The 25,068-nt window shown below is 37.9% G+C and carries 23 protein-coding genes and 1 pseudogene; 12 read left to right on the plus strand and 12 right to left on the minus strand.

Annotated elements, in window-relative coordinates:
* Positions 1 to 20 precede the first annotated feature (20 nt).
* The 5 genes from DB42_RS11700 to DB42_RS06795 form a co-directional block, all read right to left on the minus strand.
* A complete protein-coding gene (locus DB42_RS11700) occupies positions 21 to 389 on the minus strand; it encodes an IS1634 family transposase (protein ID WP_155117457.1) in 369 nt (122 codons plus the stop codon).
* Positions 379 to 1,587 carry an IS1634 family transposase gene (locus tag DB42_RS10920; RefSeq protein ID WP_080502772.1) on the minus strand — a complete coding sequence of 403 codons (1,209 nt, stop codon included), beginning with the start codon at positions 1,585 to 1,587 and terminating at the stop codon, positions 379 to 381. The genes DB42_RS11700 and DB42_RS10920 overlap by 11 nt, the downstream gene beginning before the upstream one ends.
* Before the next feature lie 169 nt (positions 1,588 to 1,756).
* Positions 1,757 to 2,023: a type II toxin-antitoxin system YafQ family toxin gene (locus DB42_RS06785; RefSeq protein ID WP_044882297.1), complete on the minus strand. Its 267-nt coding sequence runs from the start codon at positions 2,021 to 2,023 to the stop codon at positions 1,757 to 1,759.
* On the minus strand, positions 2,016 to 2,276 hold the full coding sequence (locus tag DB42_RS06790) for a hypothetical protein (RefSeq protein WP_044882298.1): 261 nt from the start codon (positions 2,274 to 2,276) through the stop codon (positions 2,016 to 2,018). Before DB42_RS06790 ends, DB42_RS06785 begins: the two co-directional genes overlap by 8 nt.
* 522 nt (positions 2,277 to 2,798) lie before the next feature.
* A complete protein-coding gene (locus DB42_RS06795) occupies positions 2,799 to 4,259 on the minus strand; it encodes an RNB domain-containing ribonuclease (RefSeq protein WP_044882320.1) in 1,461 nt (486 codons plus the stop codon).
* A 128-nt stretch (positions 4,260 to 4,387) separates the two neighbouring features.
* Between DB42_RS06795 and DB42_RS06800 the strand changes: the two genes are divergently transcribed.
* Positions 4,388 to 4,774 carry a hypothetical protein gene (locus tag DB42_RS06800; protein ID WP_044882299.1) on the plus strand — a complete coding sequence of 129 codons (387 nt, stop codon included), beginning with the start codon at positions 4,388 to 4,390 and terminating at the stop codon, positions 4,772 to 4,774.
* A gap of 507 nt (positions 4,775 to 5,281) precedes the next feature.
* On the opposite strand, the gene DB42_RS06805 is transcribed toward DB42_RS06800, so the two are convergent.
* The 3 genes from DB42_RS06805 to DB42_RS06815 form a co-directional block, all read right to left on the minus strand.
* On the minus strand, positions 5,282 to 6,058 hold the full coding sequence (locus DB42_RS06805) for a 2'-5' RNA ligase family protein (protein WP_044882300.1): 777 nt from the start codon (positions 6,056 to 6,058) through the stop codon (positions 5,282 to 5,284).
* A gap of 107 nt (positions 6,059 to 6,165) precedes the next feature.
* A complete protein-coding gene (locus DB42_RS06810) occupies positions 6,166 to 7,314 on the minus strand; it encodes a branched-chain amino acid transport system II carrier protein (protein ID WP_044882301.1) in 1,149 nt (382 codons plus the stop codon).
* Between the two features lie 239 nt (positions 7,315 to 7,553).
* Positions 7,554 to 8,552: a hypothetical protein gene (locus tag DB42_RS06815; protein ID WP_044882302.1), complete on the minus strand. Its 999-nt coding sequence runs from the start codon at positions 8,550 to 8,552 to the stop codon at positions 7,554 to 7,556.
* 174 nt (positions 8,553 to 8,726) lie between these two features.
* On the opposite strand from DB42_RS06815, the gene DB42_RS10525 reads away from it, so the two are divergent.
* From DB42_RS10525 to DB42_RS06850, 7 genes are all read left to right on the plus strand, one after another.
* Positions 8,727 to 9,326, plus strand: coding sequence for a hypothetical protein (locus DB42_RS10525; protein WP_052436046.1), 600 nt, complete (start codon positions 8,727 to 8,729; stop codon positions 9,324 to 9,326).
* A 61-nt stretch (positions 9,327 to 9,387) separates the two neighbouring features.
* A complete protein-coding gene (locus DB42_RS06825; protein ID WP_044882303.1) occupies positions 9,388 to 10,458 on the plus strand; it encodes a chorismate-binding protein in 1,071 nt (356 codons plus the stop codon).
* Positions 10,455 to 12,053: a 2-succinyl-5-enolpyruvyl-6-hydroxy-3-cyclohexene-1-carboxylic-acid synthase gene (gene menD, locus DB42_RS06830; protein ID WP_052436047.1), complete on the plus strand. Its 1,599-nt coding sequence runs from the start codon at positions 10,455 to 10,457 to the stop codon at positions 12,051 to 12,053. The genes DB42_RS06825 and menD overlap by 4 nt, the downstream gene beginning before the upstream one ends.
* On the plus strand, positions 12,050 to 12,763 hold the full coding sequence (locus tag DB42_RS06835) for an alpha/beta fold hydrolase (protein ID WP_052436048.1): 714 nt from the start codon (positions 12,050 to 12,052) through the stop codon (positions 12,761 to 12,763). The genes menD and DB42_RS06835 overlap by 4 nt, the downstream gene beginning before the upstream one ends.
* A complete protein-coding gene (gene menB, locus DB42_RS06840) occupies positions 12,754 to 13,584 on the plus strand; it encodes a 1,4-dihydroxy-2-naphthoyl-CoA synthase (protein ID WP_044882304.1) in 831 nt (276 codons plus the stop codon). The genes DB42_RS06835 and menB overlap by 10 nt, the downstream gene beginning before the upstream one ends.
* A gap of 20 nt (positions 13,585 to 13,604) precedes the next feature.
* The gene (gene menA / locus DB42_RS06845; protein ID WP_044882305.1) at positions 13,605 to 14,510 is read left to right on the plus strand and encodes a 1,4-dihydroxy-2-naphthoate octaprenyltransferase; all 906 of its coding nucleotides are present in this window, start codon (positions 13,605 to 13,607) and stop codon (positions 14,508 to 14,510) included.
* Entirely contained in the window at positions 14,510 to 15,451 is a 942-nt protein-coding gene (locus tag DB42_RS06850; RefSeq protein ID WP_044882306.1) for an enolase C-terminal domain-like protein, read from the plus strand. Before menA ends, DB42_RS06850 begins: the two co-directional genes overlap by 1 nt.
* 165 nt (positions 15,452 to 15,616) lie before the next feature.
* Here DB42_RS06850 and DB42_RS06855 read toward each other — a convergent pair whose 3' ends face one another.
* Entirely contained in the window at positions 15,617 to 16,792 is a 1,176-nt protein-coding gene (locus DB42_RS06855) for a hypothetical protein (protein ID WP_044882307.1), read from the minus strand.
* 348 nt (positions 16,793 to 17,140) lie between these two features.
* On the opposite strand from DB42_RS06855, the gene DB42_RS06865 reads away from it, so the two are divergent.
* A complete protein-coding gene (locus DB42_RS06865) occupies positions 17,141 to 18,259 on the plus strand; it encodes an AMP-binding protein (RefSeq protein ID WP_052436049.1) in 1,119 nt (372 codons plus the stop codon).
* A 371-nt stretch (positions 18,260 to 18,630) separates the two neighbouring features.
* On the opposite strand, the gene ubiE is transcribed toward DB42_RS06865, so the two are convergent.
* From ubiE to DB42_RS06880, 3 genes are all read right to left on the minus strand, one after another.
* Positions 18,631 to 19,356, minus strand: coding sequence for a bifunctional demethylmenaquinone methyltransferase/2-methoxy-6-polyprenyl-1,4-benzoquinol methylase UbiE (ubiE, locus tag DB42_RS06870; protein ID WP_044882309.1), 726 nt, complete (start codon positions 19,354 to 19,356; stop codon positions 18,631 to 18,633).
* Positions 19,340 to 19,558, minus strand: coding sequence for a hypothetical protein (locus tag DB42_RS06875; protein WP_044882310.1), 219 nt, complete (start codon positions 19,556 to 19,558; stop codon positions 19,340 to 19,342). The genes ubiE and DB42_RS06875 overlap by 17 nt, the downstream gene beginning before the upstream one ends.
* A gap of 574 nt (positions 19,559 to 20,132) precedes the next feature.
* Positions 20,133 to 22,133, minus strand: coding sequence for a DUF3604 domain-containing protein (locus DB42_RS06880; protein WP_044882311.1), 2,001 nt, complete (start codon positions 22,131 to 22,133; stop codon positions 20,133 to 20,135).
* A 345-nt stretch (positions 22,134 to 22,478) separates the two neighbouring features.
* Here DB42_RS06880 and DB42_RS06885 point away from each other — a divergent pair, with 345 nt between their 5' ends.
* The 3 genes and pseudogenes from DB42_RS06885 to DB42_RS11870 all read left to right on the plus strand — a co-directional run.
* The gene (locus DB42_RS06885; RefSeq protein ID WP_044882312.1) at positions 22,479 to 23,117 is read left to right on the plus strand and encodes a type IV toxin-antitoxin system AbiEi family antitoxin domain-containing protein; all 639 of its coding nucleotides are present in this window, start codon (positions 22,479 to 22,481) and stop codon (positions 23,115 to 23,117) included.
* Positions 23,110 to 23,970 (plus strand): nucleotidyl transferase AbiEii/AbiGii toxin family protein, encoded by an 861-nt coding sequence (locus tag DB42_RS06890; RefSeq protein WP_044882313.1) that lies wholly within the window; start codon positions 23,110 to 23,112, stop codon positions 23,968 to 23,970. Before DB42_RS06885 ends, DB42_RS06890 begins: the two co-directional genes overlap by 8 nt.
* A 175-nt stretch (positions 23,971 to 24,145) precedes the next feature.
* Positions 24,146 to 25,068, plus strand: a pseudogene (locus tag DB42_RS11870) (helix-turn-helix domain-containing protein); the annotation flags it as partial.

Genomic DNA, 25,068 nt, shown 5'->3' on the forward strand with positions numbered 1-25,068 from the left:
ATTTTATAAGTTTCTCATATTCAGATGGTTGCAAAAAACAAAGGAGGCCCTAAGCATCTAAGAATAATTCTATGGCGTTCTTTCAGATTGGTAATTTGCAATTTTTTATGGTCAATAAAGGCCATATGCAGGCCTAGGAAACAGAAAAACACCCAGCGTGTGGTTGGCTTTTGCGTAGGTTTCTTAAGCTGATTTAAGAAGTTCTCACCATTTTCTCGCAATTTTTCTCGAATTTTATATTCAAGCGCAGAATAGACTAAAAGGCATAGAGTCATTACCATTAAAAGAGCTTCAATTCTTTCTGGCTTTTTTAAAAAGAAAGAAGAGACAAGGAAATCGGGGCTTTTCAAGAATCTAAATCCTCTTTCTACACTTTGCTCAAGCTTTATATGTTTTCAATAACTCTTGAGCAGGAAAAGCAGTTACGTCCATGTCATTAGTTGCTAAGATGAAAAACCCTTTGCTCCTCTCTAACTCTGCTTTGTTAAGCAAAGAGCAAGCTACTGTACCTTCTAGGCGATAGCTAAGTATAGAAAGTGCTTGCCCAGATTTTGGTCGACCAGAGGTAGTATGCTTTTGAGTCGCTATAACCGGAGGTTCTACAATTTGTATGTATTTAAGCTTTTTTGCAAACTTATCTAATTGGCGCTTAGCATCGCTTGGACATGAAAACTCTTGCTTTATAAACTTAAAGAAAGCTTTAGATTCTTTTTCACTGCCCTTAAGATAATGCTTGGCTAAAGTACCGCATTCTCTTTGATAGGCCGCTTGGCTAAAGATGACTACCCATCTTTGTTCAACACCGGCATAGCAAGAGGTACTTTCAAAAGCTCGATAACCTTCTGCTATCTCTACCGTCTTATCGTAAGTCGCTTCAAATATGAGCTCTTTAGCCTCTTTGATTTGCATAGGCACCCGCGTGACAAATAAGCGTTGTTCTCTTTTAAAGGCTTGTAAGGTAGCTGCCGTATAAAGAGCACTGTCTCCTACTATATAACAATTCTCTACGGCTTGCCGAAAGCTTTTAAGATGTGCGGCCACAATTTGCGTAAAGGCGGTTTTATCACTGCTATTGCCATCAGCCGCTTGCATGTATAAAGGAATATTGCCTTCATTGGAGGTGATAAGCTGCAATACGGCTTGATTTAAATCAGGCCAGTGGTCTCTACTGTAGCCTTGTAATAGACGAATACACGCTTCTCCTTGTTCTAATAGGCTCTCATAGTTTCCATCTACATGAAAACTTGTCGCCTCCAAATGCAAACTTTTTACTTGGATGCCAAGCACTTTGATCGTATGCAAAGCTATCTTAGTAAAAAGCTCAGTCACTCCCAATTCAAATAACTTATCCAGCGCTCTGCCTAAAACATTATCATCAATTTGCTCGGGAATGACTGGCGTACCTAGTAAATGATCGATGGGCTTGTCTTCAAAGTACTCAGAATACATGTAAAGCGTCCGACTTACAAATCCCAATCCATTTAAAATCATGCATTTAACAGCTTGCCCATAGGTTAAATGCTTATTCTTTGCCTGGTTACCTACTGCTTGGTCAATAAGGTCAACTAACCCTATCTCCTCACACATTCTAAGCTACCAGCCCTAAATGATCGACGTTTTTGCGTATCTATTTGCATAGCTTTTAGTCGTTTAGCTTAAACTCTTAAAGAAAACATCTTACTTGATTAGTCTTCAAAATCCCTAATTATTTTTTTTGCTGAGGAATGTAAGCTTTAAGATATCCTCTCATATCTTTTTAGAAAAGCTCAGAATGAGACCCAAATCGAGTTAAAAATAAAATATTACCATCGATTTGATAGATGAGTAAGACATCATTTTTAACATGACACTCCCTATGATTTACCCAATTGCCAGTTAAATGATGATTCCGGTTTTTAGAAGGCAGAGGATGCTGGCTCGCTAATATGCCAATAACTTCATGAAGGGCGAGAAGTATATCTTTTTGATATTGATACTTTTTTAAATCTTTCTTTATTGCTTTGGTGAATTCAATCTCAAGCATTCGGGTCTATTCCCACTACTGCCCAGAATTCTTCTATCGTTTTGCAATGAGTGAGATTCTTTCTTTCGTCTACATCGCGCATGGCTCTTTGAGTTTCAGCATTGGGCTGATCATGAGGAATATTAGGTCTAACAAAGGACATAATAAAATCACTAATAGTCATTCTTTTTTTAGCGGCTAGCATTTTAATATAAGTTCTTTCGTCTTCAGAAACGTCTATGGTGACCTTTACTCTATGAGGATGAGCAGTCATATAACTTCTCCTTGGGTTCATATTTTTATGATACTAAAGAAAATGTTTATAGGCAAGCCTAAAACTAGGCAAGTCTACCCTGGTTTAGTATAGGAGCTCACTCTTAGTCACAATCCAACTTTTAAATGCGTTTAAGAGGAAGGGCATAACAAGGTGAGAAATTGCTCCCTCGAAAAGGAAAAAGATAAGGATCCGATGAAAAATGGGAGGTGGGAGCGCGATTTGCTCTATTCAGAATCTATTTCTTTTCCGTTTCTCGAAGCGAGGCGGAAAAAAACCTATTTACTGTGAAGATATAAAATACTTATATATTCTTAAATAGAATCGAAATTGTTATATGATGATAGAATACACATCTTTAAATTAAGAAGTGCTTCACTAAACCCCTGAGAGGAGTCAAGGAATAAGTTGCGCTTCAGGTATAGATCGGTGCAGAAGGTTAAAGGATTATATACTTTTAAGCAGCTCTTTACCCAATCATCAGCTTAAAAAATTATAATTTTTTCACAAAGAAATAATAGATTATTGCTTTTCCTGGACAAAATCCAAAAAACCTTTTTCAGCATTCACAGAAACTAGCTTAACTTTCAACCGATCTCCTACCTCAATATTTTGATAGCCATTGATAAGCTTGCCTTCAATGGCGGTACTAATCAGTCGGATCCAGTTACCTTTTTCTCCTTTACCTGTTAGAAAAGCATCAAAAGTTTTACCAATTGCATCTTCTAGATATAAAGCTAATACGGATTTCATTACACTCCGCTTGGCTTTGTCTGCACATATTTCTTTTTCTGTGCATGTTTGAAGCATGATTTGCAAAATAGAAAGAGAATAAGGACAAGTTTGATTTACAAGGCGGGCTTTAAGCAGACGTTGCACAATCAGATCTGAGTAACGTCTATTAGGGGCAGTAGCATGCGTATAGGGCGCTAAGGTTAAGCCAAAATGCTGGTTGGGTTTATCAGCAGGGGATTGTACGGTATATGCGCCCCGTCCTAAAAGCTTGATAATCACTAAAAATAAATCACGGGCATTTAAAGGATCCTCAGCGCGCATTTTAATTAGAAAATTTTCAAGAGCTCTTGAATCAGGGTTAAGAGGGAGAGGAAATTTATGTTTATCAGCAATTTGTACAATGCGCTCCCAGTGTTTGGGGTGGCAAATAACCCGTTTAATTATCGGGCACTTAGTTTTTTGTAGAAATAAAGTGATACAGGTATTAGCAGCAACCATTAAATTTTCTATTAATTCACGCGCACGATTAATTTTTACCTCTTGAAGATCTACTACCTGGCCTTCTTTTATAATGGGTTGCGGATCGTAAGTTTCCCATGTTAAGAAGCCTAAAGATTGGCGATGTTTTTTCAGGCGTTGAGCTACTTCATCTTGCAAGCGTATCTGAGAAGCCAACTCTTTTATTCTTTGAATAGGCTCAGGGGGTAAAGCTCCCGTTTCCAGCCACGCATCCACACTATTATAAGCAAGTTTAGCATAATTAAAAACGTAGCTTTGAAACAGATGATAATCCACTACTCTACCTGACTCCTCTACATCCATTTGAACTACAATAGAGGCTCTCTTTTCATTAGGATTAAGCGAGGTTAAATTAGTTGATAACTTCTCTGGCAGCATAGGAAAGACGATCATGGGCATATAAACAGAGGTGGTGTTTGCCAGAGCATGTCGATCAAGAGGCGTATCTTTTTTAACTAACGCATCTACATCCGCAATGGCTACATATACTCTTATTAAATGGTCGTTTATACGCTCTGCATAAGTTAACTGGTCCAAATCTAATGAATCATCATTATCAATTGAAAACCACAGTTTATTAGTCATGTCACTACGTTCATTAGAGCTATCAAGTACTAGAGCTTGTAGCCTATTTAACTGAGCCTGTACTTTTGAAGGGAAATCAGGAGATAACCCTTTAGCTAGCATGGCCTGACGGGCAATTTCTAATAAATTTACCTGGGAATTCATTAATTTTTGCATAGCTTTGAAAATTTAAATGAAAATGTTAAAAAGTTATGATATAACAAGGATAGAATTTCCGTGCTAATTTATTTTTCGGGTTTATCGAATAAATTTTTTAACCTAAAGAGAACTGTATGCTAAGAATAATTTTAAAAACTTGTTTTTTTCTTTTTACTTTTTTACTTTTTTATTCTCCTTCCCTAGATGCTATTATGGTAGCCAATAAAGTTGAAGTGCATTTATCTATTGAAGATAGCGCAATGCCCCAGGTTATCGTTACTTCTGTTAAATTTAATGAAGAAGATATGGATTTAACACCAAAAAGCTTTATGAATCGTAGGGTATCAAAAGTTTTTAAGCTTTTACCAGGCCAGTACGAGATTCAATGGACCACACAAAAAGCTGGTGACGCATGGGGGGGAGAAAAAGAAACAAAACAGCATCAGCGGATGATTATTATAGAAATAAGTGATGCGGTGGTGTACATAAATATACGTGGGGAAGTTTTAGCGACATATTAGCCAGTGTCCTTCTTGCACTCATAAAACTTTTTATAGGCTATAAAAAATTGACGAGTTATAAAGCAACAAATTGTTAAATAGCTTTCTTTGCCTTTTAAACTATTATATGCTTTTAAGCTGTCTGTATGCGAGGGCAGCTATTGTATAATCATCTTCCCAAGGTAGAGAGGTAGCTTTTAAAGAATTAGGTATTCAGACTCAAGTTTTTTGAAGCACGCTATTTACTAACATTTGCGTTCTTGCTGGATTTATAGCTAATATATTAAGTACATGGCCAGAAAAAATACTTAAAGATTGCTATTTAATCAACGGCTGCTTAGAAAGCTGATCTTAACTTCATCATCCAATGAGCATATAAAAAGATTGAAGCGTGAGTGCCTTTGCTTGATTTCTATACCCTCCTCTTTGATAAGCTCCTATTGCTCTTTGATCTTTCCATTCTATTCTTTGCATGAGGCTGTTCTTTAGGTAAAGATTAAATGAATAAAAAGCTTTAGCGGTTCTAAATTATTTATCCATTATCATTTCAAATTGAAGAATAGAGTCTTCTGTCTGGATGTCTTTATATACATGAAGGGTTTTAAGGGGACAGTCTTGATCAGCTTTTACCTGAGCAATCAAAAAATTTAAATCAGCAATAATCTCCTTTAACTGATCATAGTTTTTTGTATGATGATAAGAGGTAAGGGGAGGATAATGAAAAGCTAGGGCAGCAAAGGCATGCTGGTAGATCTGATTAAGATTTTCTCCATTAATTTGATAAACAGTCTGATTAGGATACTTAATTTCCTGAAAAGGAGGAATAAATGAATAGGACCATAGAGGCTGATAGTTTAAGTGACCTAAACTAGCATAAAGATGAAGTGACTGCGTTAGCATGGGTAAAGGCGTAAAAGCTGCTTGCCACTCTTTTTGATCAAAAGGTTTTCTGGATAAGGTTACATGACACAGCCAATCTTTATGGTTGTCTCGCAGGGGATAGTGATGCATATCAAGCCAATTTAAAAGCTTGTGGCGATACTCAATTAATTCTTTACTTTCATCATACCAATCAAATTTCCAAGCTACGACATTAGGATGGTGAAAAGGTAAAAATAGGCATTCATTAAAAGCTCCTACTAGGCCTACTCTGAAGGAAGGGTGGGGAAAGGCATGTTGAAACAAAGCAGAAAGGGAAATTTCTCCTATAAAAGCTAAGGTAGCATGACGTGTGTGAGGATCTAAAACACGCCCCTTAGGCAATTTTTCAGGCCAAGGAGCCTTAACTTCGAGAGCAAAAAACACACGTTTTTCATCTGCTTTCTTGTTGATAATGCTTACCTATCTTAAATTTTAATATAAGCAAAGAGCCTACTTGATAAGTAAACTTTCAAATATGGACTCCATGATTATTACTCTATCAAAAAATATAACTTTACTGCAAAGGTGAGCATTACCGGCCATCGACGTAACTTTATGCCTCCTAATTTGTGGGCAATATTGATCAAAGTCAAGACGATGAGGGCGGGGTATAATGTCTCTAAAATAGGAGCTAAAAAGGTAGCAATACCGGAAAATTCTCTGGTAGATACCCCGAAAGCAATAAGTAAAGTGAACAGAAGGGAAAGAGAGGAATGAATACTTTCTCGGCAGACTTGTTGCTTGAAAAAATCGGCAAAAAGAGAGGTCAATACCACGGCAGTAGTAAAACATGCTAAGATAACAGCAGAGCAGACAACAGGGGCAGAGAGAGCTCCAAGGGTTTTTTGAGAGATAATTCCTAGAAGCATTTGGGGAGCTATTCCCTTTAAATCGGAAGCAAAAGCCGCTCCCAAGTAAACAAGTCCACAGTAGACTATAGCAAGTAAGCCACCGCCAAGTAAAGCTGATTTTATAAACACTTTAACAAGCTGACTATTATCAGAAGTAGCCGAAAAATGATTGGAGAGATGCTTTATAACAAAAGTCGAAAAAAAGAAGGCAGCTAGAAGATCCATCGTTTGATAACCTTGCAAAGCTCCCTCGTGGAAAGCAGACCAGTAGTTTGGATTGTAAGGCTCCAATAGCTGGCCATACCACATACCTGCTACGATGATTGCTAATAAAAAAAGCAGTAAAAAAGGGGTTAAAGCAGAACCTAAGAAAGGAATAATCTGACTTTTATTTGTTGTGAGCAAAAAGAGGATGCCGCAAAAAGCTAGGCTGAAAACAATAAGAGAACAGTCAGGGAAAAGCAGCGTAAAGCTTCCATGAGCTACTGTAATGCAACGAGCAAGTACACCAAAAGGTCCCATTAAAGATAAAGCAATAAGAGGAAACCAAAATTTTGCAAAGCTTCCCATCGTGCCTAAAAATTCATTTGTTTCCCCTTTGTATAAAAGCATAGCAAAAACGCCTAAGAAAGGAACAAGTACGCCTGTAAAAATAATACCTAATGAAGAAATTAAATAATGGCCTTGACTTTCGATACCTACAAGTAAGGGGAAAACTAGATTTCCTGAACCAAAAAACATAGCAAATAGCGCAAATCCAGTACTCACAAACAAAAACTTCGTATTCATTTTATTCCTATTGATAGTCGAGGGTATAGGCAGAAAGCTTACCTTGCTATTTGCACTTTAAACGATAAATATAAGTATGAAGAAAAGTATATATTTTGGCAGCTAACTGCCAATAAGAGGAATAAAAGTTTCAGACAAAAGATAGGTAAATTTTTTCATAGAAATTAAATTAGCAAATCTCTTTAATTTCAGTCAATCACCTAATTTCTAATAGATTTGATCGGGAAAAAACCAAACTTTTAGATAGGCGGAGCCTCAAGTGTTAGAGAGTTATATAAAGGGCCTTGAAATCTACCATTATTATTTAAAGCAATCTTTTCTTTTTCATTAGTTTTTTCCTTTTGGCTGCCCTTATTTCGATGATAAATATAAAAACCTACTCTTATTAATATAGGTAGAGCGACGATGGAGATAGCCGCAACAATTGGAGATAGCCCAGCAGCCATTAAATTGACAAAATCATGTTTTTGTATAGAGGTGGTCGTCCACAAAGCGGACAAAGCATATAAGAAATGCTGGCTGATGGTGCTGAGAGTAGCTGTTTTAAGATATCTGCTAAGCTCAGGATGAGATTTGCTTAATGCAAGGGAAGCACTGTAACCCGCAGTGGCTGCTAAAACTGCTAAAGCAGGGCCTGCAGCTACGATTAGCAATTCAGAATTAGCGCGTCCGATATATTGCCCTATCGTAGTTAAAGATCTAACGTAGTAAGTGGTTTGACCGCCATTAAAAGGAGTAATAGAAACGTTTACCAGAGGATTTTTTATTAAAATTTTTGCAGCTAGGGCATGCCCTCCCTCATGTACGATTACCTCGCGTGTATTAGCATCCACTAATTGACGAAAAGCTGTGGGAATAAGAGCGTTGATAAAACCTACCCAAGAGGTAAATTGTGTTTTCTTTTCAACTGCCTTCCTAGAAGTAGAATGCTTTAGCTGAAATACACGGAAGATACAGTATGCTCGTGCTAACCTCAGCAACGTAGTAATAGCCAAACTGGCAATCGTAGAAAGCAGTAGCGTGGCCATACCTAATGGAGTAGCTACAAACAAGCAAGCTAATCCTGTAAAAGATAAAGCTATGGCTAACTCAAGCAAGCTTTTTTTTACGATTTCTTTAATGAGGGCTGTTTTTAACGCTTGGCACGGATTGTAATTTCTTTGTATGGGCGATTGAATCTGCTTGCGTGCGAAATTTAAATGATACGGTTCTCTAGGAACATTTAAAATACTAGCCATAGTTGAGAAATCCTTACATCAATGAAGGTTATATAATTCAGGAAACTATATATATATAGGAAATTAAACTAAATAAAAAAACGAATTGCATTTAATAGAGTTCTATTAAAATTGGCACTTGCCAAAAAAAAGTTGAGATGGCATCAGGTAAGCCAACTAACAAAGAGGTACACAATGAGAAAATATCAGCTTTCACTCCGTAGGGCAGCAATGACTTTACTATTTTTTCCTCTATCTGTGAGCATACAAACGTTAAGCTTTGCCCTTCCTTTGACTAGCTTATATCAACTGCATGCAGCTAGTGTACAGTCATTTACAGACGCAGATTTAAAGCAAGAATTGCGCCGCTTAAAGCAGGAGCCTCCCATTCCAAGCATGCCTATAACACGCGAGTCTTCCTCCTCTAATGACAGCAAAGATCCGCCTGCAGCTTTCAAGTACCCTTCTCTCACCCCCGAGCAAACTAAGCAGGCAAACCAGGAGATAAATATACGAGTTAAAGAGGCCGAACAGCTTATGCAAAACCAATGGAGAGTCGTACAAGATAAAACAAGAATGCCTATGAGCATCGATAAAGTTCAGCTAGAAAATGCTATCACTAACTTAGAAGTAAAAAAAACGTTAGCCGCTAAATTTATCAATTCACCCTCTCTTAAAAGTCCAAAAGTACGAGAAATACTCATACAAGTTCTTAGCAAGGATCTAATCCAAGCATCAGATTTAGCTGCTTTACAAAATATAGTAGATAGAGAAAGGCCTTATACTTATCCTTGATTTCCTAATTTAAAAAAGAAATTATTATTTGAAGTGTAAAAGAAAATTTGATGGAGGCAACATGAGGCTGGCCCGGCAAGATTGGCGCTGCTTTATAGAATCGGGGAGTCTAATTCGCCTAAATAAAGATAATTATTTGATTGGCTGGGGAGCACGTACCTGGTTAGAAAACATTTATGAGTCACCAAGCCCTTTTTTTTATTTTCCCGATTTTTTTCTTTCCTCTCCTTGTCCTTGGTTCCAGCACGAATATACAGCTATTGTCAGCCACCATGAATTTCTAGCCGCTATGCATACATATCCCGCTACACCTCTACCTTTAAGCTGGAAAAATCCTTACTTAGCTCATTTTGAAAATACTTGTAAAGAATTGCACACTCATTTTTACAATAAAAAATTAAAAAAAGCTGTGCCCTATATATTTGAAGAAAGTTTAAGTACTATGACACTAGATAGATTAGGCAGTACTCTTAAGCATTTAATTAATTATGTAAAAGATCAGCAACTCCATGTGTATGGATATTGGGAAGAGACAGAAGGAATATTAGGAGCTTCTCCTGAAATATTATTCAACTATCATAATGCTTCTGAAGGGCTGATCGAAACAGTAGCTTGCGCAGGTACTAAAAGATATAGGGACTCTGACTCTATTTTCATCCAGGATTCAAAGGAATTATATGAGCATCAGCTGGTCATTGAAGGCATACAGGAATCTTTATCTTCTTTAGGAGTAGTAACGATTGGCGAGTTACAAATATTACAGCTTCCTAAGATTTCTCATCTTATGACACCTATCCAATTGAAAATGAAGGGACCTTCAAATTTTTTAGCCCTTGTAAAAGCTTTACATCCTACGCCTGCGTTAGGGGCTTTTCCTAAAGAAGAAGGGAGGAAATGGTTACATTTATACAATGACAAGATCGATCGCTGGCGTTATGGTGCCCCTGTAGGCTGCCTTTTCGATAATAAAAGGCAAGCTAGATGCATTGTAGGCATTCGTAATGTTCAATGGAATAGCCAAGGGGCAAAAATTGGAGCAGGCTGTGGAATTGTACCCGCTAGCCAATGGCACCATGAATGGCAAGAAATTAATTTAAAGCTTCTTTCGATCAAAGAGATGATAGCGTTATGAATATGGACCTCCTTCCTAAGAAAGATAATGAAAAGCTAGTGATACAAGTCCTGCAAGAGCTGATTTATAGAGGTGTTAAAGAAATATGTATCTGCCCTGGCGGCCGTAATGTCCCTTTTATCACTGCTTTGGAGAAAGCTGAGCAATTTAAACTTTATTATTGGCCCGAAGAACGTTCAGCTGCATTTTTTGCTTTAGGGCGTAGCAAGCTTATGCATCGCCCCACAGCAGTTTTAACTACCTCGGGAACAGCAGTCGGTGAGCTTTTGCCAGCTGCTATGGAGGCTTATTATACTGGCATACCTTTGATTTTATTAACAGCCGATCGCCCCCGCCGTTTTCGCCGCACAGGATCGCCCCAGACAGCTGAGCAAGTAGGCATATTTGGCCATTATGCTGTCTTTGAACAAGACATTGCCGCTGGCGAGCCCTGTACACTTCAAAAGTGGAAGCAAAATGGGGCAGCTCATATAAATGTTTGCTTAGAAGAACCTCTCAATCAAAATTTTAGCGCATGGGAAGAGCTAGATAATAGATGTACAAAAGTGGCCCACCAAAAGGGGGACATAGAGGCTGCAAAAGCAGCTCTGGATCAATTTGTCCAAAGGAATAAATATCCTTTTGTAGTGGTGGGGGGGCTATCTTGCCAGGCAAGGCAAGCTACCGTAAAATTTTTAGCTGATTATCAAGCTCCTGTTTATCTAGAAGCAGCCTCAGGCCTACGAGAAAATCCTTACTTGCGTACGTTAAGCATAACGCGAGGTGATAACATATGGAAGGCTGCTGAAAAGGCAGGCTATCCAATTGATGGGATTTTACGCATAGGTAGCATTCCCACCCTCCGTCTATGGCGCGATTTAGAAGAGCTTAAAGGTAGAATAAACGTTTGTTCGATTAGCGAATTACCTTTCCCAGGTTTAAGCTGGGGCTTAAACTACTCGGTATCCTTGCACGAATTTTTTTCTGTTTATCAATATAGCTATGCTATAAATAAATCTTGTAGCTCATGGCTAAAGGAAGACCAGCGTTATCAAAGTAAACTTTTAGCATTATTGCAAGAAGAGCCTCAAGCTGAGGCTTCTCTTATTTATCATTTATCTAAGCAAATTGCCTCTTCCTCCTTAGTGTACTTGGGCAATAGCCTGCCCATACGAGAATGGGACGCTTATGCCACACGCGAGGAAGAACATGAAAATATTTTTGCTAATCGTGGATTGAATGGTATTGATGGCCAACTTTCTACTTTTCTAGGAATGTGTTCTTGCCGCCAGCAAAATTGGGGGATTATGGGCGATTTAACCACTCTTTATGATCTTGCAGCACCTTGGATACTAGAACAGTTGAAAGAAATAGATCTTAATCTCCTGGTCATTAATAATGGTGGGGGAAAAATTTTTGCCCACTTACACGCAAATAAACGGGTACAAAATCAACATTGCCTTCGTTTTAAAGCTCTTGCAGATTTATGGAATATGCACTATGAGCATTACACCCATCTACCCAAGAGTATATCTTATGGGGGGCACCGGTTGGTTGAAATTGTGCCAAATGAACAAGCAACTATGCGCTTTTGGAATGGTATAGAAAGTTTATGACTAAAATTCATGCCCTTCATGGTTTTTTAGGCCTTCCCACCGATTGGCAAAGGTTTAACCTTCCTAATTTACATGCATATAGCCTTAGACGCCCTTCTCTTGCTCCCGCTGCTGATGGGCTATGGGGATGGGCCAAGCGTTTTAACCGTTTGGCTCAGCCAAGGCATGATGACATTCTAATGGGCTATTCGTTAGGAGGAAGGTTAGCACTGCATGCTTTATTGGATAATCCTAACCAGTGGCGTGCAGGAATTATCATCTCAGCTCACCCAGGATTGACTTCTAAAGAAGAGAAGATAAAGAGAGTACAAGCTGATAAGGCCTGGGCAGATCGTTTTGGAAATGATCCCTGGCAAGATGTTATACGAGATTGGAATTGCCAAGCTGTTTTCGGGGGTAAAAGCTTTCCGCTCAAGCGCTCAGAACATCAGTTTTTACGTAAAAATTTACAAGATCAACTGAAGTTTTTTTCCACAGGCCATCAGGATGACTTATCTGAAGCTTTAAAAGGCTTACCCCTTCCTATCCTTTGGATCAGCGGGCAATTAGACACCAAATTTTTAGCTAAGGCGCATGAACTTACTTTTTCTCATCCCTTATCACGTGTGGAGAGCATCGCTCATGCTGGACATCGAGCTCCCTGGGAGCAATCCATTCTTTTTCTTAAAATTATTCAATCATTTATTCAAGAGGTTTTATCATGTCCGTAACGTCATTTCTTTGGACTTCTATTAAACAATATGTGGATATTAAATTAGAAAGAACAGAAGAGGGTATTGCTAAAATAACTATCAATCGTCCTGAGGTACGCAATGCCTTTCGGCCCGAGACTGTTATAGAAATGCAAGATGCTTTTGAAGTCTGCCGTAATGAATCTTCTATTGGTGTAGTTATATTAACAGGGGAGGGAAAAGAGGCTTTCTGTGCTGGTGGCGACCAACGCGTTAGAGGAGATGAAGGGTATATCGGCGCCGATGGAGTGGCTCGTCTCAATGTATTAGATTTACAAAAGCAGATCCGTTCTTTACCCAAGCCTGTTGTGGCTATGGTAGCAGGCTATGCTATAGGAGGAGGACATGTCCTACATATAGTATGTGATTTGACTATCGCTAGCGATAATGCTCGTTTTGGGCAAGTGGGTCCACGTGTAGGCTCTTTTGATGGAGGCTTAGGCTGCAGCTATTTAGCTCGTATTGTCGGCCAAAAGAAAGCGCGTGAGATTTGGTATCTTTGCCGCCAATATAGTGCACAGCAAGCCTTAGAAATGGGGTTAGTAAATTGTGTGGTTCCTTATAAAGAGCTCGAACAAGAAACTATTCGCTGGTGCCGCGAAATGCTACAGCATTCTCCTCTAGCATTACGCTGTTTAAAATCTGCTCTTAATGCCGATTGCGACGGCCAAGTGGGCCTTTTAGAACTGGCTGGAAATGCTACAATGTTATACTACATGACTGAAGAAGCCCAAGAAGGAAAAAAAGCTTTTTTAGAAAAACGGCCACCTGATTTTTCTACTTTTCCTAGGCTGCCTTAAAAGAATAAAAGGTTATTTAAATGATGAATGGTAATTTTCTTAAAAAGCCAGCTAAATGGCAGGCTTTTACTTGGGCTGCTCGCCCTAAGACATTGATATTAGTTGTGGTTCCTATCTTTGTCGGAACTTTACTTGCCCTTAATTATACTTCCTACTTCAAAGGAATAGCGTTTGCTTCAGCTTTGCTAGCAGGCCTTTTCATTCAAGTCGCTGTAAATCTAATTAATGATGCTCTTGATTTTAAAAAAGGGGCTGATAACGCAGCGAGATTAGGGCCGGAGCGCGCGACACAAAAGGGATGGCTGAGTTTCCATGAAGTATTATATGGTGGATTTTTTTGTCTAGCTCTGGCCTTTATAATAGGCATACCTATGATCATTCAAGGCGGTATTCTTTTTTTAATTTTGCTTATCGTGGCTTCATTACTAGCTTACGGCTATACGGGAGGGCCCTTTCCCTTAGCTTATTATGGGCTAGGAGAATTTTTTGTGATACTTTTTTTTGGAATTATAGGAACCCAAGCGGGGTTTTATTTGCAAGCTGGTAAAGCTTCAGAAAAAGCTTTTTTGGCTGGTTTGCAGATTGGTTTATTAGCAGCCGCTGTTAATGCTATCAATAATCTACGGGATATAGAGAGTGATGAAAAAGCAAAAAAAATAACGATTGCAGTAAAATTTGGGAAAACTTTTGCCCGTTTAGAGATCACCCTTTTAATTCTTTTGCCTTATTTTTTAAGCTTGCTTTGGAGTGATCTAGGGTTTTACAAGGCCGGACTCTTGCCCTTCGTGACCTTGCCTTTAGGTTTTACTCTTTTACGCTGCATTTGGTTTTATGAACCCTCTAAAATCTATAATACTTTTCTAGGTATGGCTGCTTTATTAAACCTATTCTTTGGGGTGTGCTTGTCGCTAGGCTTTTGGTTGTAATGAAAATCCAACATTCCTTTTATGAATTAACTAGCAAACAGCCTATTCAATCAAAAATCCTTCACTCTTTAAGGCGCGGAGCGTTGTTGAAAGTAACCTTCGAAGAGGGGATTGTAGGCTATGCAGACTGCCACCCCTGGGAAGAGCTAGGCGATTTACCATTGCAAACGCAACTTGATTTATTGCAAAAGGGAAAATGTACACGTCTAACAGCCCAATCTATTTATTTTGCTCACGTTGATGCAAAAGCGCGCGCCAATAAACGAAATTTATTAGAAGGTGCTAAGATTCCTATGAGCCATTATCTGATGGCTCATTTGGATGCCTCCAGTATTGTTAATCTTCAAAAGGCGTGGAAAAACGGTTTTACTTTTTTTAAAGTAAAATTAGGCCATAATCTTTCTTTAGAAAAAGAGATCTTTGCAGAGATGGCGCATTTGTTTCCTCATGCGAAATGGCGATTAGACTTTAATGCTAAATTAAATGCAGAACAATTTTGGTCCTTCATGGAGCGCTTACTTATTCCTAAAACATCTATAGATTACATCGAAGATCCCTTTCCTTTTACCTATAAAGCTTGGAAAAAAGCATTTGAAACCTTCAAGGTGCCTTTAGCAGCCGATGAATTTTTTAAAAGCGCCTATGGACAGCCTGAAGCTGCCCAGGTATTGATCATGAAGCCAGCTATACAAAGATTGAAGCAGGTAGATATTAGACAGCGTTTGATAGTAACTTCTTATTTAGATCATCCTTTAGGGCAAATGAGTGCAGCTTATATGGCTTCTCTTACCACCCAAGAGCCCTGTGGCCTCCTATCGCATCATATTTATCAGAATAATCCTTTTTCAGGAATGATAAGCAATCAGGGCCCCTTTTTACAACCTGTACAAGGTTATGGCCTGGGCTTTGATGAGCTTCTTGCAAGCCAACATTATGAATAAATCTTAGCTGTCATTTTGGAAATTGTTTTTTTATTAAAAAATTTTACATCTAATCCTTATAAGAAAATTTTGAGGGCATCATAAAGACCTATGTCCCATCATAAAAATATTAAAAGATAAAGATTTTTTATCTAATGTATAACAAGCTTATTTAAACAGCAGGGGTTACCTGGAAGCTAAATTTTTTTGCTGTTCTATTAAATCGGCATGCTCAGCCTCTTTTATCTCCTTTAAAATTATTATTTTATCCATTTTTTCCTCATATTCTTCTTTAATTTTCAGCGGCTCTTTTATAGACTTCTTTGCCCACCACCACAGCTTGGCATTTTCTTTTATACGAAGCTGGTTTTCAAATAATTGGCTCGTGCATTCTTCATCTAAGTCTGCGAGCTGAGAGGCTAGATGGCGAATACCTTTTAATAAATCATCAATTTGGTGGTTTAATTCCATTTTTTTTGCCTTTATAGCATCATCCTCAAACGAGCTATGCTCAGAAGCAAAAGATTGTTTAACCAATATGCTTGCTTTACTTGACTTAAAAATAAAAGTTTCCTGACAAACATCCATCTTCTCCTCTTGGAATTCAGGGAAAGCATGGCCATCAATCTCTTGAGGGGCGAAGGGGAGTGTAATATCTCCAGCCTCCTCTGCAGCTTCATAATTGACCTCAGCTATTTCGTGTTCAATACCTGCGAGGTTAGCATTAAAAATGGCTAGCGAAGAGTTACCCTCATGAGAGGTAGCTAAAATTGTGAGACTTTGAGGATATATCGAAGGTTCTGGGTTTGCTACCTGTTTCTCTCGCATTGCTTCATTCAAGAGGAAGTCATCTCTCTTGCTATCAACTTCATTGTTAGCTAAGTTATTTTTACCGACATCCGAGCTGCTTTCACTGGAAGTCTTCCGATCTAAATGATCTAAAAAGCCGATAGGTTTACTTAATTTCTCAAGCTCGGCGATGGCCTGCTCTTTCGAATAGCTCCTGTGTAATTTATACGCTTGTCTTTCTTCTTCTTCGCTTAGGTTGTTGGTTTCCAAGTGTTTCTTAAAAAGAACTATACAAGGCTTTTGGGGATGGCGAGCCATGTAGGCAAACCTTTCTAGATTATCTTTAATAATTAGCTTAGCTTTTCTGTAAGCTTTTGAAAATATTTCCAAAACAAAATCCATGATGGTATTCCATAAGCCTACTCTTACTTTAGATAGAGTACGGCTAACTACACGTTCTCCTAAGGTTCCGTGGTTAACAATACATTTAGTCTCGTCGAGAAATATCTCTTTTTCTTTTAAGGCAATTTGAAATTTTTGATAGGAATTAATCTTAATATATTTATCTAACATACAAAGCCTTGGGTATAATATTCGGCTAAATTATAGGATAGAATATTTATTTTAATATATTTTATGGTTTTAAATGGATAGCTTTATTTGAGTAGTCGATAAAACAAAGATTATTTTAAGTCTTAGGCTTACTATAAAATAGTAAAAAAGCTTTCTTAATTTTTCGAGGAAGAACTAAAATACTTCTACCGAGAAAGAGATCATTTTCCCATTTTTTCTTGATAAGATGGATAACAATGAGATAATAGTAATCTTTCATCACGTTAAAGCTTTCCTCATATATTTTTAAATAGGTATGGCAAAAAGCGTAAAGAAATTTAAATTTTATAATCATCTGATAGCTAACCTATGATTAAGATTAACTGGCAGTCTGCTGAATCGCATCTATTGTTAAATCCTCGTCTCCCTGTAATAAAACCTTCGCTTTGGGAGACAGGGAAAATGCTTATCAATAAATTTGAGAGGCATATATGGTTAACCACCTCGGGATCCTCGCAACAAAAACTGGTGGCCCTTTCTAAAGATGCTTTATTAGCTTCTGCCCAAGCAGTTAACCATCATCTTCAGGCTACCTCAATGGACATTTGGATTAATCCTTTACCTTTATTTCATGTGGGAGGTCTAGCTATCCAAGCACGTGGGTATTTAAGCGGAGCAGCAGTTGACACTTTCGCTGCCAAATGGTCAGTGCGGCATTTTTATGAAATGCTTATAGCTAAAAAAGGAACATTAACTGCTCTTGTGCCTACACAAGTTTATGATCTAGTGGTCAATAAATTACCAGCGCCTAAAAGCTTGCGTGCTGTTATAGTAGGAGGAGGAGCGCTACAAGGATCCTTGTATACCCAAGCACGTGAATTAGGTTGGCCCTTGCTGCCTAGCTACGGATTAACTGAATGCTCTTCTCAGGTGGCCACGGCTAGTTTGCATAGCCTTTCTACTCCTCAATTTCCGCTCTTAGAAATCCTTCCTCATGTACAAGTCAAAACAAATGAGAAAGGATGTTTTTGTCTTTCTAGTCCTGCTTTATTAACTGCTTATGCCTCTTTTAAAGCAGGGGAGTGGCAGCTCATCTATCCTGTAGCAGAGGGGTGGCTTGTTACTGAAGATGTCGGCACCCTACATCAGAATCTTTTAAAGTTAAAGGGCAGAAAAGGGGATTTCATAAAAATTGGAGGAGAAAATGTAGAAGTAGGACGCTTGGAAGAAATTTTAGAAGGAATAAAGTTAGAGCAAGGCATCCATACAGATATGGTGCTAGGAGCTATTCCAGATGAGCGGTTAGGGAATGCCATTCATTTATTTAGCACGACTCCTTTAGTACAATCTGTGCAAACTTTATATGATCAACGCGTACTGCCATTTGAACGTATTAGAAAGGTTCATATTTTACAAGCTATTCCCCGCTCACCTCTCAAAAAATTGTTAAGAGGGGAGCTAATTCGTCTTGCATCCCAGTCTTATTAACATAATAAGCTCAAAATCAAGGGATTGCGCAAGTGATATTTAAGGTTTTCTCCCGCAGAGATATCTTTTTTGCCAAAGCCTAAAAGCCATTTCTTCTCTATAGAAGAGAATCATTGAAACGTACGAAGAAGCTTCTTTGACTATAAGACAGCCCAAAATTAAAATTTTATCACTTAAAAAATCTCCCTCCTTTTAAAAAAGAAAATAAAGTCTTTATCAACTGCCTTCCTTACTTAAAAGCATAGGAGAGTGTAAAGAAGTAAGCTAAAAGCTTAGATGAACATTAAACTTAATCCCAGAGGATGAATGCTTCTCAAAATAAAACTCTCTCTTTAAGCTTTCTTAGTCATTGAGAATTAGCTAAAAGCTTTTTAATTACCTTTTTTAGCTACCAGAATGGTAGCGATGCCGCCCATAAGGGTAATCACAGAAGCTTGCTTAAATCCTGCTATTTTAAGCATGCTCTCTAATTCTTGAGGGGATATGAATGAACGAATGCTATTACACAAATATTCATAAGCTTTGCGATTAGAAGTTACTAATTGGCCCATGATAGGCAAAATGGTTTTTAAATATAATTTATGTCCAGCCCTTATCAATGGCTGTGTAGGTTGCGTAAGTTCTAATATCCCTACGGTACCTCCAGTATTTAGCACCCGATAAATTTCATTAAAACATTGCTGAGGGTGGGGAATATTACGGATCCCATAGGCTAGCGTAACGCTTTCAATAGATTCCTCAGCCAAAGGGATTTTCTGAGCATCGGCTTGCAAATAAGTAAGGGTATGAGGTTGAAGATTTAAATGTTTTGCTCTTTCTTTAGCACAATAAAGCATTTCTGGACAAAAGTCTAGTAGGTAAGCCTTACAAGGTAAAGAGCGCCTTTTTAAATATTTAAAAGCAATTTCTCCAGTGCCACAGCACAAGTCTAAGTAAGTGGAAGGGAGTTGCTTTTCAATGGCTGCACGAATAAGTTTTTTGTTCCACAATTTATGCATTTGAAAAGAAAGTATAGCATTAGTTTTATCATATTGCTGAGCGATGCTTCCAAACATTTGCTGAAGAGACTTTGGATTATCCTTATTGTAAAAGTTCATCTTTTTTTTCTCCTCTCTTACATAGCCCACAAGAGGCGCTCTCCTCTGTACATTTCTCTTTTTGTAATTGCCTAGGAGTACGGCCGCAAGCCCCAGGCTTAATTTTTATTCTGCCTGTGAAACACCAGCTAATTCCTAGCAAAGCAAGAGAAATCAAGACAATGACAAAAGCTATGAAGACAGTAAGCATTAAATTAGACATGCAAAAACCTTGTTAAATATCTATTAGGGATAATAGAGCCTAGCATGTAAAGCGTAAAGAGATAAATTAAATTTCAGCAAGGCGAGAATAAAGATTTGGAGCCTTCCATCCTTTTTTATCCTCTCTTTATCTTTTAGGCTTAGAATTACTTAGCTCATCAAGTCAGTTTAAGTTTTAAAAATTTAATAAATCAAGAATTAAAAAGGCTAGTTTTTAGGGTAAACCTGTAGCTAAGCCTTCACCCAGAGGTGTTTTAAGAAATTTATGCAAAAAGTTAGGATGGTTTTAAAACTTATGTTCTTCTTTCTTAGGATAGCATTTATAAATTCAAGGGCAGGGAAGGGCAGAGCTTTCGATAGAAAAAGCTAAACCCTACTACCTTTATATAATAAGAAGTAATAAAGCTTAGCTATTAGCTCAATTTTGAATTTTAGAATTTAAATAAACTTGAATGCCGGCATAGTCACCTATTTTTAATCATCCCTTGCTTAATAAGCTTTGTGCTTTTTCCTAAAGAAGATCGCTTATCTAGAAATGTAGGTATGAAGTTTAAAAAAAGTGAAGCTTTTGTTTTTTATTCGTCATCATCCTCATCATCTTCATAATCAAAATCATTATCCTCTTCCTCATCTTCAGCAATCTTGAGAGATTCTAATTTTACGGTAGGCTTAGCATTTTTAGAAACGGGGCGTTTAGGTGCACTAGGCACATAATCTACCCAGATGGGAGAAGACCAAGCCATGTGGCCATCTTCTTGCACCACTCTAATGTAATAAAAAACAAAGGGAGGTTTTTTATCTTTGCTAGCTACTGTAACGGTCTCCAAAGGAGTCATATCATCAAAGGTAAAATCTAAGCTGTAGCTTTCCGGATGAAAAGATTTAAGAACTTTTCCATTGCGTATAATTTCCACAGATTTTAAGCGGGTAGTACCGGCAACAAAGCCTGAGATATGTCTATTAATAAGTAGTCCATGCTTTTGAGCGGTAGAAATCTCGCTACCCATTGGCATACCTGCTATATATAAACCAACAATAATTCTCTCCCCAGTGGTGGCATAACAAGAACGTGTATAAAGAGCTTCAGCTAAAGAAGCACGGGTATGCTCCGCGGCAATAATCGCTGTTAACCCGGGAGAATATTGAACCTGATCTCCTTCAAAAAAAGGTGCATAGATACCACGATCATCCAAGCCTCCTGCCACGAATCCAAAGCGACAATTATTTAAAAGAGCTTTTTGAATAGAGCCTTCTGCGCTTTCTTGCACTCCTACTTTTCCATGCGATTGGATGGGACGTAAATTCCCTTCTTTCTTCAGACATTCAGAAGAGCCCCAAGCATTATAAATTTCTACCACCCTTTCATAGTCTGGATCAAAATTTTTGAAGTTATATTCATAACCTTTGCCCATAGTAAAAGTAGGGATAGAGATAATTTCTTTAGGAGAAAAACTTTTATAAATCTTTTTAAGAGTACTATATTTAGCGTCTTTTTTTCGTAAAGGTTGTTTATGGTCTTTAGTAAAGACAATTTGCCGTGTTCCTTCTTCTTCAGGGATTCCAGACCACTGAGTTCCTAGAAAGGTAGTAAAACGATCATTTTCATCAAACTCTAAGAGGTTTTGGCTAATAAGCTTCCACATCTCATTAGAAGTCTCCTCTTGACTTTCAAATGGAGAGGCCCCAAAGAAATTCATCCCCTTATCATCTCGAAAGTGACGTAAACAATTCTCAATATTTTCTGTGGAGTCAATTCTTTCTGATTCGCCATGCAAGATTCCCCAAAAAACACTTTTATTATTATCTGCAAAACATTTAATAGGAGGGGATTGGAAGACTTGCTGCGTATAGGTATTTAAAAGCCGGATCGTGTAGATACCTGGCTCATTAAAGTAAAGATTAGGAAGAGCAATAAAGCCAGTTTCAGGAACAAATAATTTCCAATTGAGATTTTCGCGTAAATGTTCATAAGAAAGCTCTATGAGTGTTTCGTCAGGTGCATCACTGGTTAAATTTCCATATTGATCTTCAAAGCGCACGATAACATCAAAGCGTTTATTACGCGTAACATAAGAAGGAGCTACTACGCGAATTGAACAGAGAGTATTGCCTTTAATATCTAAGCAAAACACTTCTGGTTCACCATAGTTTCCTTGCCCGGTTGGATCTATATAAATATTGAATGGTCGCCTACGTTGAGAATTTGTCTGGGCCCGATTGCCTTCTTTATTAGCTTTTTTAATATCGGTAGTACCAATCACTATAGTAAAGTTGCTACCGGCTTCTAAGGCACTGGGTAGAATAAATTCAAAATCCGGGGTAAAGTGAGCTGCTGAGGATACTTCCTTTGCGGAAATTATTTTGCCACTTTCAAGCTCTCCATAGATAATATTGGTTATTTTTTTGACATTAGAGCTTGGGATTTGCCAATCGATATCTCGACCATTACTCAGCATATCAAATTTTAGGCGTGTACCTTTAGGAAGAGAGGTGGCAGAAGTATAAACAAACTTCCAATTATTAACTTCTCCCGCTTGAGCAGAGGCCGGTTCACAATAGCAAATAGATCGACGCATGTTATGTTACTCCCTAAATTTCTATAGAACTATGCCATTATGAGAGATGTCTTTTTCTTTTTCAAGGGTGATGTGCACCTTGTGTTTTTTAAGGGGTTTTAAAAAAATATGCTTTTAATAAAACATATACTTACTAACCGTAAGAAAAGTTAGAAGGAGATATTCAAGTAATTATTAATATTAAAAAATGTTTCTAGCTATGAATGTATCTCGCTAATTAAAACTGGCACTTTATATCAATGAGCCAATCACATGTATACGTATTTAAATTGTCCATGAATTTCTCCTTCTATGTCATGAATTTCTTGACTCTCAAAACGTTTTGGTACAATATTACGGATATTAATGAAAAAATCCGTTATTTTGTACCATGAAAAAAAATCAAAGCTTGAATTAGCACTTGCAGCATTTCGGAAGCAAGGAGGAATTCTTACTATGTCGGAAGCTATTGCTATAGGTATACATCGACGGGAACTTTATACGCTTCGAGATAGAGGAGATTTAGAAATTGTTAGCAGAGGCTTATATCGATTAGTCGAAATGCCTGCCTCTTCTTTGCCTGACTTTATTCCAGTTGCTAAAAAGATTCCAAGGGGGGTCATTTGTCTTATTTCTGCGCTAGCATTTCATGAGATCACCACTCAAATTCCTCACTTCGTTTACGTCGCTTTACCAAGTCAGACCCATAAGCCTGCCATCTCTTACCCACCCATGCGCTATTTCTGGTATACTGAAGAGCTACTAAAAACAGGAGTTCAAGAACACGCAATTGATGGGTGTACATTTAAGATTTTTGACATAGAAAAAACCTTGGTTGATTGTGTGAAATTTCGCAACAAAATCGGCATGGATGTCGTTCTTGAGGCGCTAAAGATGTATTGGCACAGCAGAAAGACAAATTTAGATAAACTCTTTGAATATGCTAAATTATTTCGTGTTAAGAAGATTCTAAAGCCAATTATGGAGACGATTGTCAGTGGATAAAGCTGTTGAAAAACCTAGAAAGAATCTTGGCGAGTCGATACGTCAACGGTTAAAGAATCTATCGGAGCAAAGAAATCGGCCATTTGATGAAATTCTCCGCTACTATGCTATAGAACGATTTTTGTATCGCCTTAGCCTTAGTCCTTATGCAGAGAAATTTTTTCTTAAAGGTGGCCTCATGCTGAAAGTCTGGGATTCAATGGATCATCGCGCCACTATGGATATCGATCTACTTGCTAGAACATCTAACCAGATTGATAATTTACAACGCATCATTACAGAAGTTTCAGAAATGAGCTGCGAGGAAGATGGGATCTCTTTTGATACGCAAAAACTCATTCTTCGCAATACACAAACTGGTGGGGATTACAACGGTGTAAGTAGTAGTTTCTCGGCAAAGTTATTCACGACAAAAATGCCTGTTCTTATTGACATTGGATTTAATGATGTCATCATCCCCAAACCTCAGCGAATTCAATATCCCACGCTTCTTGGAATGCCAAAACCAGTCTTGCTAGGCTATACTTTAGAAACTGTTATAGCTGAAAAACTAGAATCAATTGTAAAACTTGCTCTTGTGAATACTCGGATGAAAGATTTTTACGATCTCTGGACTATCTTAAGACATCATGAAATTAAACCCGAAAAGTTAAATGTTGCCATTCGCGAAGTGTTTGCAAACCGCAAAACTCCTTTACAGCCCCCGATAGCATTTACACGGGCATTTTATGATACCAAGGAAATCCAGCAACGTTGGAATAACTTTCTTTCTACCATGGGTAAACAGCAAGTTAAATTTGAGGATGTCATTTTGGAGCTGTCAAGCTACGTAAACAATTTTTTTGAAAACTGATCAATCTTCATAAATCTATTCTTAAATTGTAATAGACAGGACTTAACCTGACATTTGTGATAAAAATAAAGGAACCACGATTTAAAAGCCGCGAAGCTTAAAGTCCTGTTACTCATCAAAAGAGATAGGGCTAAAGTTGAAGTGAGCGGCCCCAAGCCCCACAAGGAGTGTCAAAATGTCAAATTTAGCAACTCATCAGAAAGTTATCACAAACAAGTTAGAAGTGTTAAAGTTAGCTGAAACATTAGGAAATGTCTCTTAAAGCTTTCAAGATGATGGGATATTTTAGAGATAGCTTTTATAGATTTAAAGAGCTTTACGAAACAGGTGGAGAGGCAGCTCTTCAGGATCTGACCCGCAAAAAGCCCTGCATAATAAGCAGATTGGACGAGTCTATCGAAAAAGCTGTGGTTGATTTTGCTCTTCAAAAGCCTGCTTATGGACAAATAAGAGTATGTAACGAGCTGAAGAAACAAGGAGTTATCATTTCGCCAGAGAGCGTGCGTTCTGTTTGGCTTAAGATATAATCTTTAAGACTTTCCAAAAACGTCTCAAAGCATTGGAAGCTAAGATGGTTTTAAGAAGAAATGATATTAATAGAGGACCAATTAAAAGCTTTTGAAAAAGCCAAGGAAGAAAAAGAGGCACATGGCGAAATTGAAACTGCACATCCAGGTTATCTACTATCCCAAGATACTTATTATGTAGGCACTATTAAAGGTATTTAGACGCATTTATCCATAGAGAGTAATCGATACTTATTCTAAGGTAGCCTTCGTCAAATTATATGATAGGAAAAATCCTTGGGTAGCAGCGGATATACTGAATGATCGAGTCATTCCTTGGCTTGAAGAGCAGGATGTTCGGATTTTGAGAGTATTAACCGACCGTGGGACAGAGTACTGCGGAGCAAGAGAGCAGCATGAGTATGAACTTTATCTGGCCATTGAAGACATGGACCATTCTCGCACTAAAGCTTGCTATTCTTTAAACCAATGGAATCTGCGAAAGGTTTCATCAAATCCTCCAGAACGAATTTTATGCCATAGCTTTTAGGAAGAAAGTGTTTAAAAATGTTGAAGAATCACAAGAGGATGT

The organism is Neochlamydia sp. EPS4 (assembly GCF_000813665.1).
GTDB lineage: Bacteria > Chlamydiota > Chlamydiia > Chlamydiales > Parachlamydiaceae > Neochlamydia.

What these genes read in the sequence shown, in the direction of transcription:
- DB42_RS06835 (WP_052436048.1), top strand. Translation starts at nt 12,050, where the DNA reads ATGACTAAAATTCATGCCCTTCATGGTTTTTTAGGCCTTCCCACCGAT.
- DB42_RS06885 (WP_044882312.1), top strand. Translation starts at nt 22,479, where the DNA reads ATGAAAAAATCCGTTATTTTGTACCATGAAAAAAAATCAAAGCTTGAA.
- menB (WP_044882304.1), top strand. Translation starts at nt 12,754, where the DNA reads ATGTCCGTAACGTCATTTCTTTGGACTTCTATTAAACAATATGTGGAT.
- DB42_RS10525 (WP_052436046.1), top strand. Translation starts at nt 8,727, where the DNA reads ATGAGAAAATATCAGCTTTCACTCCGTAGGGCAGCAATGACTTTACTA.
- DB42_RS10920 (WP_080502772.1), bottom strand. Translation starts at nt 1,587, where the DNA reads ATGTGTGAGGAGATAGGGTTAGTTGACCTTATTGACCAAGCAGTAGGT.
- DB42_RS06785 (WP_044882297.1), bottom strand. Translation starts at nt 2,023, where the DNA reads ATGCTTGAGATTGAATTCACCAAAGCAATAAAGAAAGATTTAAAAAAG.
- ubiE (WP_044882309.1), bottom strand. Translation starts at nt 19,356, where the DNA reads ATGAACTTTTACAATAAGGATAATCCAAAGTCTCTTCAGCAAATGTTT.
- DB42_RS06815 (WP_044882302.1), bottom strand. Translation starts at nt 8,552, where the DNA reads ATGGCTAGTATTTTAAATGTTCCTAGAGAACCGTATCATTTAAATTTC.
- DB42_RS06865 (WP_052436049.1), top strand. Translation starts at nt 17,141, where the DNA reads ATGATTAAGATTAACTGGCAGTCTGCTGAATCGCATCTATTGTTAAAT.
- DB42_RS06880 (WP_044882311.1), bottom strand. Translation starts at nt 22,133, where the DNA reads ATGCGTCGATCTATTTGCTATTGTGAACCGGCCTCTGCTCAAGCGGGA.
- DB42_RS06875 (WP_044882310.1), bottom strand. Translation starts at nt 19,558, where the DNA reads ATGTCTAATTTAATGCTTACTGTCTTCATAGCTTTTGTCATTGTCTTG.
- DB42_RS06855 (WP_044882307.1), bottom strand. Translation starts at nt 16,792, where the DNA reads ATGTTAGATAAATATATTAAGATTAATTCCTATCAAAAATTTCAAATT.
- DB42_RS06795 (WP_044882320.1), bottom strand. Translation starts at nt 4,259, where the DNA reads ATGAATTCCCAGGTAAATTTATTAGAAATTGCCCGTCAGGCCATGCTA.
- DB42_RS06850 (WP_044882306.1), top strand. Translation starts at nt 14,510, where the DNA reads ATGAAAATCCAACATTCCTTTTATGAATTAACTAGCAAACAGCCTATT.
- DB42_RS06800 (WP_044882299.1), top strand. Translation starts at nt 4,388, where the DNA reads ATGCTAAGAATAATTTTAAAAACTTGTTTTTTTCTTTTTACTTTTTTA.
- menA (WP_044882305.1), top strand. Translation starts at nt 13,605, where the DNA reads ATGATGAATGGTAATTTTCTTAAAAAGCCAGCTAAATGGCAGGCTTTT.
- DB42_RS06825 (WP_044882303.1), top strand. Translation starts at nt 9,388, where the DNA reads ATGAGGCTGGCCCGGCAAGATTGGCGCTGCTTTATAGAATCGGGGAGT.
- DB42_RS06810 (WP_044882301.1), bottom strand. Translation starts at nt 7,314, where the DNA reads ATGAATACGAAGTTTTTGTTTGTGAGTACTGGATTTGCGCTATTTGCT.
- menD (WP_052436047.1), top strand. Translation starts at nt 10,455, where the DNA reads ATGAATATGGACCTCCTTCCTAAGAAAGATAATGAAAAGCTAGTGATA.
- DB42_RS06790 (WP_044882298.1), bottom strand. Translation starts at nt 2,276, where the DNA reads ATGACTGCTCATCCTCATAGAGTAAAGGTCACCATAGACGTTTCTGAA.